General features: G+C 68.6%; 7 protein-coding genes and 1 tRNA gene. 4 read left to right on the top strand and 4 right to left on the bottom strand.

Annotated features, from left to right (window positions below):
• The 4 genes from CSW58_RS05420 to CSW58_RS05405 form a co-directional block, all read left to right on the top strand.
• A partial coding sequence (locus tag CSW58_RS05420; protein ID WP_143755092.1) for a helix-turn-helix domain-containing protein occupies nt 1-634 on the top strand: 634 nt, incomplete at its 5' end.
• Nucleotides 635-685: 51 nt separating this feature from the next.
• Complete coding sequence (locus CSW58_RS05415) at nt 686-2,428, top strand: ATP-binding protein (RefSeq protein ID WP_161494569.1); 1,743 nt, start codon at nt 686-688, stop codon at nt 2,426-2,428.
• A gap of 78 nt (nt 2,429-2,506) precedes the next feature.
• Entirely contained in the window at nt 2,507-3,259 is a 753-nt protein-coding gene (locus CSW58_RS05410) for a pseudouridine synthase (RefSeq protein WP_099446601.1), read from the top strand.
• Nucleotides 3,260-3,343: 84 nt separating this feature from the next.
• Nucleotides 3,344-3,418 (top strand) — tRNA-Gly (locus CSW58_RS05405).
• Nucleotides 3,419-3,758: 340 nt separating this feature from the next.
• Here CSW58_RS05405 and CSW58_RS05400 read toward each other — a convergent pair.
• From CSW58_RS05400 to CSW58_RS05385, 4 genes are all read right to left on the bottom strand, one after another.
• Nucleotides 3,759-5,240 (bottom strand): NAD-dependent succinate-semialdehyde dehydrogenase, encoded by a 1,482-nt coding sequence (locus CSW58_RS05400; protein WP_304441631.1) that lies wholly within the window; start codon nt 5,238-5,240, stop codon nt 3,759-3,761.
• Complete coding sequence (gene gabT, locus CSW58_RS05395; RefSeq protein ID WP_099446600.1) at nt 5,237-6,517, bottom strand: 4-aminobutyrate--2-oxoglutarate transaminase; 1,281 nt, start codon at nt 6,515-6,517, stop codon at nt 5,237-5,239. Before gabT ends, CSW58_RS05400 begins: the two co-directional genes overlap by 4 nt.
• Before the next feature lie 63 nt (nt 6,518-6,580).
• Complete coding sequence (locus CSW58_RS05390; protein ID WP_201721584.1) at nt 6,581-7,777, bottom strand: MFS transporter; 1,197 nt, start codon at nt 7,775-7,777, stop codon at nt 6,581-6,583.
• Nucleotides 7,774-9,426, bottom strand: a 1,653-nt coding sequence (locus CSW58_RS05385; protein WP_143755091.1) for a serine hydrolase, incomplete at its 5' end; no start/stop codon positions are given. The genes CSW58_RS05390 and CSW58_RS05385, both read right to left, overlap by 4 nt.

Raw genomic sequence — 9,426 nt, 5'->3', positions numbered from 1 at the left:
GGACGGCCTGACCGTGACCACCCACTGGCGCCATGCCGCGCGTCTGGCGGCGGACTTTCCCAAGATTCGGGTCGACGCCAATGTTCTCTATGTCGACAACGGCCAGATCCTGACCTCGGCCGGCAGCGCGGCCGGGCTCGATCTGTGCCTGCACGTGGTTCGCCGGGACTTCGGCCCCAAGGTCGCCAATCAGGTGGCGCGGCGGTTGGTGATCGCGCCGCATCGCGACGGCGGCCAGGCCCAGTTCATCGAGGCGCCCGTGTCCGCCCTCGCCGACAGCCGCCTGGCCGTACTGATCGCCGCCCTGCCCCACCGCCTGGACACGGACCTGACCATCAAGGCCCTGGCCCGCGACGCCGCCATGAGTCCGCGCAGCTTCATTCGTCGCTTCAAGGACGCCACCGGCGCGCCGCCCGGCGAGTGGATCGCCGCCGCGCGGGTGACGCGCGCCCGGGAGCTTCTCGAGACCTCTCGCCTCACCCTGGAGGTTGTTGCGGCGGTGGTGGGCTTGAGCGGGGCGGCGGCGCTTCGCCACCAGTTTCAGCGCCGTGTCGGACTGTCGCCGGGCGCCTACCGGCGAGGTTTCTCTGCTCAATCTGGGTCACAAGCGCCTTGCGTGTCGGGACAGCCCTGAAAAACTTGCAAAAAATTAAGCCGTTGGCGGCAGCTTAAGCACAAGATGACAATGTCTGACCGCTATCGCGCGATCGCGCTGACCCGGGCCAAGGAGCTGCCGGTCCGCATGGCCCTGGCCCTTTTCGTCGGGCTGGCCGTGACCGTCCTGACCCGCACCGCCTGGCCGGCCGTCTGGTTCGGTGTCGTGATGGTCACCCAGGCCCTCGACTGGTGGCTGTTCAGACCCCTTCGCCAATCCCCGGATCATGTGGTTTCGCCCGGCGAGGAGTGGCTGCTGGTCGGCTATTCGGCGTTCAACACCACCATCTATTCCTCAATCACGGTCTATTCCTGGTTCGCCGGCGGTGACGCGGGCAAGATGTTCGCGATGGTTCAGCCTGCCGGCGGCCTGCTGAACGTGGCCCTTCACATGTACAGCGTGCCGCGCATGCTGTTCGCCGCCGTCATCCCGCACGGCGCCTATCTCCTGGGCCTTCCCCTGCTGGGCGCAATCGTCAGCCCCGAGCGGGACCTGTTGCTGAACGGCATGGTGACGGCCGCGGGGTGTCTCTACATCCTGCATCTGAGGGTCGCCGTCGGCCGCACCATCGCCAATGAAGCCAATCTGCAGAAGGCGGGCGACTCGGCCCGCGCGGAGCGGACGCGAGCCGAACAGGCCAACGCCGCCAAGTCGGCCTTCCTCGCCACGATCAGCCACGAGATCCGCACCCCGATGAACGCCGTGGTCGCCGCCGCGACCCTGCTGGATCGCTCGCCGCTGTCGGACAGCCAGCAGCAGCATGTCGCCATGCTGACCAACGCCAGCGAAATGCTGCTGGGCCTGGTCAATGACGTGCTCGATTTGTCGAAGATCGAGTCGGGCAAGATCGACCTTTCCCCCGCGCCGGTCGACCTGGCCGCGCGGATCCGCTCCGGCGTCCAGCTCTGGTCCCCCCGCGCCGCGGAAAAGGGCGTGACCCTTGAGGTCGAGATCAACGACCTGCCGCCCCGGGTGCTGGTGGATCCGCTACGGATCCAGCAGATCCTCGGCAACCTGCTGTCAAACGCCGTCAAGTTCACCGAGCACGGCGCCATCCGGGTCCAGGCGCAGGTCGAGCAGGGCTGCCTGGCCCTGGACGTTTCCGACACCGGTTGCGGCCTGTCGCCCGACGAGGTCGAGCGGGTCTTTGTCAGTTTCGAGCAGGCCGGCGCCGGCGCGGCGCGCCAGCATGGCACCGGGCTTGGCCTCAGCATCAGCCGCTCGCTGGCCCAGGCCATGGGCGGGACCCTGGACGTGACGAGTCGCCTCGGCGAGGGGGCGACGTTCCGGCTGCGCCTGCCCCTGCACGAGGCTGTCCCGGCCAGCAGCGTCGAGACCGACCTCGACCGGGGCGTGACGCGTCTTGACGGGGCCCGGGTGCTGTTGGTCGAGGATCATCCGACCAATCAGCGCATCATTTGCCTGCTGCTGGAGCCGTTCGGCTGCCTGATCACCCTGGCCGACCATGGGCGCGACGCCCTGGACCTCTGCGCCGCGACCGCCTTCGACGTCGTGCTGATGGACATGCAGATGCCGGTCATGGGTGGGATCGAGGCGACCATGGCCCTGCGCGACAGCCAGGGCGTCAACGCCCGCACCCCGGTCATCGCCCTCACCGCCAACGCCCTTTCGGAGCATCGCGACCAGTGGCGCGAAATCGGCGTCGAGGCCTTCGTGACCAAGCCGATCAGCCTCGATCATCTGATCGACACCCTGGTCGAGGCGCTCGAGTCCCCCGTCGCGTCGCCGTCCCGGGCCTTGGCCGAGGGCTAGTTGCCTGCCCGGCCTTGCGGCCGGGGCCCGCTCGGCTCTAGACAGACCCGCCGCGCTGTCGCGCGCCTGGACACCGACATGGCCTGGACCCGAACCTACCAAGACGCCGAACCCCAGCGGGTCAATCGCTGGCTGGCCCAGAGCGGCGTATGCTCGCGGCGCGAGGCCGAGGCTCTGATCGCCCGCGGCCTGGTCTCGATCGACGGCCAGCGGGTCGACGACGTCGGCCGCAAGATCGAGCCCGGCCAGACCCTGGTGCTCAATGACGACGCCCAGGCCAGCCTGGACTCCCAGATGTCGGTGGTGATCCACAAGCCGGCCGGCTACGTCTCGTCCCAGCCCGATCCCGGCCAGGTGCCGGCCGTGCGCCTGCTGACCCGCGACGCCCTGTGGGGCGAAAGCCCGACCTTCCCCGGTTGGGACACCCGGCTGGCCCCGGTCGGCCGCCTGGACATGGATTCTCGCGGCCTGCTGATCCTGTCCGAGGACGGCGTTTTGGCCAAGGCGGTGATCGGCCCTGGCTCGCAGCTGGAAAAGGAATATCGCGTCGCGGTGATGGGTGAACTGACCGACGAGAAGATCGACCTGCTTCGCCACGGCCTGGAACTGGACGAGCGGCAGCTGCGGCCCGCCGAGGTCGACCTGATCAGCGAGCAGCGTCTGCGCATCGTGCTCCGCGAAGGCCAGATCCGCCGGATGTGCGAACTGGTCGAGCTCAAGGTCGTCGACCTGTTCCGCGTCCGGGTCGGCACCGTCACCCTGGGCGACATGCCCGAGGGCCACTGGCGCCCCCTGACCGCCGACGAGCGGACCAGCCTGATCGAGGGCTGAGCCGGCGACACGGAAAACCGCGTCAGGCCTTGAGCAACCGCGCCGGACCCGCTAGACGAACCCGACGCCGGGCGATCCTCCCAGGCGGGCGTAGCTCAGAGGTAGAGCGTCTGCTTCCCAAGCAGAATGTCGGGGGTTCGATTCCCCCCGCCCGCTCCAATTTTCCCCTTTAAAATCAACGGGAAAATTGGAGCAAAGTGAGAGCCGACTTTTGGCCCGTTACAGGTTCCCGGTGCGTTTTACGGAAGTCGCTCTCTAAGCGTTCTCGGAGCGCTCCGACAGCCGATCGGCGATCCCCCGAGCTATGCGGCCGCGATCGCCGTTGCGACGACGGATCGCAACGGCGTTTTCGCTCTGCCCACAAATGCCTGTGCGTTCCGCAGCCAGTGCCAATCAGGGACCATGAGATTTCCGACCGAGCTGACGAGGCTGGGCGTGTTGGCCACAGCGGCCACCGAAAGCAAAACGTCGTCATTGCTGGCGGAAGTCCGACAGGGCGCTACTCCATCCCGATGCACATCATCTTCAGCTCGAGATATTCGTCGAGACCGAAGTGGGACCCCTCTCGACCAAGCCCTGACTCCTTGACGCCGCCGAAGGGCGCCACCTCGGTCGAGATCATCCCGGTGTTCAGGCCGACCATGCCATAGTGCAGGCCCTCCCCCATCCGCCAGGCGCGGCTCAGATCGCGCGTGAAGACGTAGGACGCCAGACCGGCCCGGGTATCGTTGGCGATGGCCAGGGCCTGGGCTTCGGTCGCGAACCGGACCAGTCCGGCCACGGGTCCAAAGGTCTCCTCGCGGTTCAGCAAGGCCTCGACCGGCACATCCGCCAGGACCGTGGGCTGGAACAGGGTTCCGATCTCGGCCAGGCGCGCGCCGCCGGTCAGGATCCGGGCCCCGCCCGCCATGGCGTCGGCGATATGACGCTCGACCTTCTCGACGGCCGCGTCGTTGATCAACGGCCCCTGGTCGGTCGGTCCCTCAAGGCCGTCGCCGACCCTCAGCGCCTTGACCCGTTTCGTCAGCCGGGCGGCGAAGTCGTCATAGACCCCGGCCTGGACCAGCAGACGATTGGCGCAGACGCAGGTCTGGCCGGTATTGCGGAACTTCGAGGCGATGGCGCCCTCGACGGCCGCGTCCAGGTCCGCGTCATCAAAGACGATGAACGGCGCATTGCCGCCCAACTCCAGCGAGACGCGCTTGACCGTGCCCATACAGGCGGCGGCCAGCATCTTTCCGACCGCGGTCGAACCGGTGAAGGTGAACTTGGCCACCCGGGGGTCGGTGGTCAGGACCCCGCCGATCGGCGCCGGCGGCCCGGTGACGATGTTGAAGACGCCGGCCGGCAATCCGGCTTCGGCGCCCAGCAAGGCCAGGGCCAGGGCCGAAAACGGGGTCAGCTCCGAGGGCTTGAGCACCACGGTGCAGCCGGCGGCCAGGGCCGGACCGACCTTGCGGGTGATCATCGCCGCCGGAAAGTTCCACGGCGTGACGGCGGCGACGACGCCCACGGGCTGCTTGAGCACGACGATGCGCTTGTCGGCCTGGTGGCCGGGTATCACCTCGCCATAGGCGCGCTTGGCCTCTTCGCCGAACCACTCGATGAAGCCGGCGGCATAGGCCACCTCGCCCTGGGCCTCGGCGAGCGGCTTGCCCTGCTCGGCGGTCATCAACCGGGCCAGATCGTCCCGGTGGGCGATGATCAGCTCGAACCAGCGCCGCAGGATCGCCGCCCGCTCCTTGGCGGCCCGGGCGGCCCAGGCCGGGAAGGCCGCCTCCGCGGCGGCGACGGCGTCGCGGGTCTCCGCCTCACCGAGGGCGGGGACGTGGCCGAGCACCCTGCCCGTCGCGGGATTGGTCACGGCGATGACGGCCGGCGCGGTCACCCAGGCGCCGTTGATCCAGGCGGCTTCCCGCAGCAGGTCGGGCCGCTTCAGCGCCAGGCGGTCGCGTTCGGCGGGATCGTAGCGCTCACTCACGACTGACGCTCCAGGGCGGCTTCGAGGATATCCAGGCCCTCATCAAGGATCTCGTCCGGGGCGGTCAACGGCGCCAGCAGGCGGATCGTCTCGCCATAGACCCCGCAGGACAGCAGGATCAGTCCCTTCTCAAGCGCTCGCCCCGTGACCGCCTTGGCCTCGGCGCCGTCCGGGTCGCCGTCCCGCGACCGCAGGATGTCGAAGCCGATCATCGCCCCCGGCCCCCGGATATTGGCGATCGGGACCAGGTCATTGCGCTGGCTCATGGCCGCCAGCCGCCCGCGGATGCGGGCGCCCTGGGCGTCGGCGCGTTGCATCAGCTTTTCCTCGGCGATCACGTCCAGAACCGCCAGGGCCGCCGCGCAGGCGATCGGCGGACCGGCATAGGTGCCGCCCAGACCGCCCGGCTCGGCCGCGTCCATGATCGCCGCCTTGCCGATCACGCCCGACAGGGGGAAGCCGCCGGCCAGCGCCTTGGCCACGGTGATCAGGTCCGGCTGGACGCCGCTGTGTTCAATGCCGAACATCTTGCCCGTACGGGCGAACCCGGCCTGGACCTCGTCGGAAATCAACAGGATGCCGTGGCGATCGCAGAGGCCGCGCAGCGCCTTCAGCAACTCGGGCGGCGCGGGCTGGAAGCCGCCCTCCCCCTGCACCGGCTCGATGACGATGGCCGCCACCCGCTCGGGTTCGACGTCGGCCCGGAACAGGAATTCCAGCGCCTTCAGACTGTCCTCGACGCTGACGCCATACTGCGGAACAGGGAACGGCGCGTGGTAAACCTCGGCCGGCAGAGGGCCGAACAGGCGCTTGTAAGGCGCGACCTTGCCGGTCATCGCCATGGTCAGCATGGTCCGTCCATGGAAGCCGCCGGTGAAGGCGATCACCGCCGAGCGACCCGTGGCCGCTCGGGCGATCTTGACGGCGTTCTCCACCGCCTCGGCCCCTGTTGTGAACAGGATGGTCTTGGCGGGTCCGTCGAACGGGGCCAGCGCGTTCAGCCGTTCGGCCAGGGCGATATAGGGCTCATAGGCCACCACCTGGAAGGCGGTGTGGGTATAGGCGTCGAGCTGGCGGCGCACCGCCGCCATGATCTTCGGGTGGCGATGGCCGGTATTGAGGACGGCGATCCCGCCCGCGAAATCGACGTAGCGGCGGCCCTCTACGTCCCAAAGTTCGGCGTTCTCGGCGTGGGCCGCGAAGATGGCCGTGCCAGTGGAAACGCCGCGCGGCACAGCGGCCAGCCGACGGGTCAACAGGTCAGCGTTGGCGGACATGGGAATGCACTCCTGAAGGAAAATCTGAAAAAGGAAGGCCGGCGAGCGCCGGGGCAGGATCGGTCAGCCCGAAGGGCGCTGTCGATCGAGCAACAGGGCCGGCGCCGCGGCGGCGAAGCCGCTGAGGGCCAGGCCCAGAACCGATAGGTTGATCAGGCCGTCATACTGGCCGCCGGCGGCGACGAAGGCGGCCAGGGCGGGTCCGGACGCCAGACCCATCTTCGAGAAAAATCCCGCCAGGGCGGCCATCTGTCCAGCCTTGTCGAAGGCCGCGCTCATGCCGAGCAGATAGGGGATGACAAAGGCCCAGGTGATCGCCGTGCCGATGTTGGCGATCAGATAGACCCACGGCAAATGGCTGAAATGAAACCCCCAGGTGCCGGCCAGGGTGAGCGCCAGACCGGCCACGATTGGCCAGAAGCGACCAAGCCTTACGCCCATGACCACCACGATGACCGACCCCAGCGCGCCGATCCAGTTGGCCGCGCCCAGAGTGTCGGTGATGAATTTGAGCGGAAGTCCGGCCGCCTTGCCCAGTCCGATGATGTAGGCGGCCAATCCCATGTTGGCGGCCTGAAACAGGAAGATCGCCGTGAACACCAGACCAAGGGGAATCCAGACGGGCGGCGGCTTGGCGCCGTCGGTCACGACTTTCCGCGCGGCCGTGTAGGCGCCCAGGAACGGAACCATGGCGAGGGTCGCCAGGCTGAACGCCGCCAGGGCGACAAACAGCACGCCCGGACCGAACACCGGCACCAATCGCGGCAGGAACATCAGGCCCAGTCCCCCCAGCCCGAACTGCACGACCAGCAACATGCCGAAGGTGCGGTCCGGGGTCTTCGTCCGGGCGATGACCGCGAAGGCGACCCCGACCAGAAGGCCGCCGATCAGGCCGTGGGCGAAGCGCACGGCGATCAGCAGTTCGGGGCCCGTCACCAGGGTCGAAATTAGATCGATGGCGATCAAGCCCAGCAACACCGTCACCGCCGTTGGCCGCCAGGGCAGTCTGCGGATGATGAACACCGCCGTCAGCGCGCCGAGGGCCGCGCCATAGACATTGGCCGAGGCGACCAGTCCCGCCTGTTTGGCGCTCAGGCCCGCCCCGCTGATCAGGCCATCGACCAGGGCGGCCATGATGTTGACGTAGAACAGGCCGGCGGTCGCCAGAAAGGACAGCAACACGCTGGCGATCAGGCTGTTCTCGGGAACCGTCGGCAGGCCACGGCGCCGGGCCGGCGCGGAGTGAACGTCATCGGTCATGCGCACAAATCCCTGATCCTGCCGGCTTCGACGGCGGCCGGAGCCCAGTCATAGACGCCGCTGTCGCCGAAATAGTAGTAGGTGACCCCGCCCGGCAGCAGCACGACCGAGATGCCGCCATAGCCCGACATGAACGGCGTCCAGACCGGGCGCGCGCAGCCCAGCGCATCGCCGATGTTCCGGGCCCAGAATCCGCCCTTGTAGCGATAGGTCGGTCCGCCCGCCGGCAGGCCCGGCTGGGCCGGATCCCTCTGAAGCGCCGCCGCCAGCAGCGTCGGATCCAGCAACGGCCGCCCGTCAATCACGCCGCCCTCGTCCAACCAGCGGGCGATGCGCAGGATGTCGTCGCGATGATAGGTGAGACCCCAGCCGGTGAAGGGCTGGCGCGTCGCGTCATAGGTTCGACGGGTTCCCATGATGGTCTGGCCAAGGCCGAGCGCGCGCCAGAGCGGAGCGACCAGGTCGTCATAGAGATCGCCCTCGCCCGCCCGCCGAAGAATGTCGGCCATGGCTGTTCCCAGCAGGTAGGTGTCCGCCGTGCGATAGACGAAGAGCGTTCCGGGTCTGGTGCGGCGCGGGTACTGGCCGCAGGCGAAGGCCGCCTTCGCGGCATGGTCTTCCACGTCGAAGAAGATTTGTCCGGCCGGCGCGTTCTCGTCGGCCTCGAAGACCGGCGAGCCGTAGAGGCCGGAGGCCATGTCGAGCGTGTGAGCCAGGGTCACGTCGCTCCAGGCGTCGCGGGCGCAGGGCGGAACATGGTCACGGATCATGGCCCCGGCGCTGCCTGGATGCAGGGCTTCCAGCCGCATCAGGCCGACCCCGCCGACGATCGACTTAGCCGTCGAATAGGACGGGAGGTCGAGAACCTCGCAATAGGGATTGTCGCCATGTCGGGTCTGACAGGCGCTGGCATAGTGAACCCCGTCGACGACCAGACCAAAGGCCGTTGGTGGATCGCCGTCGTTCGGCGCCGCCAGCGAAAAGGCGGCGAGGTTCACGTCCGGGCGCAGCCGAGCCAGCTGGTCAAGGGGGCGGACGGGAAGGCGCACGGCGACCTCGGCGCGCCAGGCGGCGATGACGGCGTCGGCTTGCGTCGCCGCCGTCGGCGTCAAGCGCGCCGGCGCGGAGGCCCAGGCGTCGAACTTCAGGTAGGCGCAGGTTTCCGAGGCGATCTCCAACGCCACCCGGGAAACCGATCCGTCCGGCTTGAACAGGAAGGTCAGCACGCCGTTGTGCAGACAGTTGGCGTTGCGCTCCTGCAGCGCGAACGGCACGGCCGCCCGCAACCATCCTTGATCGCCGGCCTCGCGCCAGACCCGCCCTGGCTCGATCACCCAATCCCAGGCCGGATGATCGCCGGCGATCAGGCCGCGCCTGACCGGGACCAGGTCCGCATCGTCACGCACGAAGAGGAAATCAAAGGCCGGCAAGGTGACCCGGGCCGCCCGCTCGGCGGCGGTGTCGCCCGTCTCATCGCGAACCACAGTCATCCCCAGTGTGACGCCGGTCAGGTCCAGGGCCAGTCGCGCCGCGAACCGTCCCGCCGGCGCGTCCGCGTCCAGCGGCGCGCGGAAGGCCGAAAGATCGACCGGCCCGGTCAGGCCAGGCCCGGTCGTCAGGCTTTCCAGGGTCAAGGCGGCGCGCGAACC

It is taken from the genome of Caulobacter sp. B11 (assembly GCF_002737765.1).
In the GTDB taxonomy this organism is placed as follows: Bacteria; Pseudomonadota; Alphaproteobacteria; order Caulobacterales; family Caulobacteraceae; genus Caulobacter.
The sequence above is the reverse complement of the archived record's forward strand: the minus strand, read 5'-3'. Positions and strand labels throughout refer to the sequence as shown.